This window comes from Mesorhizobium sp. M5C.F.Ca.ET.164.01.1.1 (assembly GCF_004792125.1).
In the GTDB taxonomy this organism is placed as follows: Bacteria; Pseudomonadota; Alphaproteobacteria; order Rhizobiales; family Rhizobiaceae; genus Mesorhizobium; species Mesorhizobium wenxiniae.
This window is the reverse complement of sequence record NZ_SRTG01000531.1, coordinates 1-292: the sequence shown is the minus strand read 5'-3', so window position 1 is coordinate 292 and position 292 is coordinate 1. Positions and strand designations below refer to the sequence as shown.

1 pseudogene is annotated in these 292 nt (G+C 61.0%); it reads left to right on the top strand.

Annotation, left to right across the window (positions count from 1 at the left end):
- Positions 1–292 (top strand): annotated as a pseudogene (locus tag EN807_RS34600) (ABC transporter ATP-binding protein); the annotation flags it as partial.

Below are 292 nucleotides of genomic sequence, written 5' to 3'. Positions count from 1 at the left end.
GTCGCTGCGAGCAACGGATTCTATGAAAACCTGCCGCCCGAGCTGCAGAATGCGGTCGAACGGTATGATCCCGCCAAATACATCGCCGCGGCTACCGTCATGGACAATGTCCTGTTCGGCCGCGTGGGCAACAACCATCCCGACGCGCCGGACCGCATACGCTCCATCGTCTATGACATTCTTGACGAGCTGGGGCTCTATGCCGAAGTTCTGGATGTCGGTCTGGACTTCAATGTCGGTTCCGGCGGTAGGCGGCTGACCGGTGGACAGCGCCAGAAGCTCGACGTCGCCC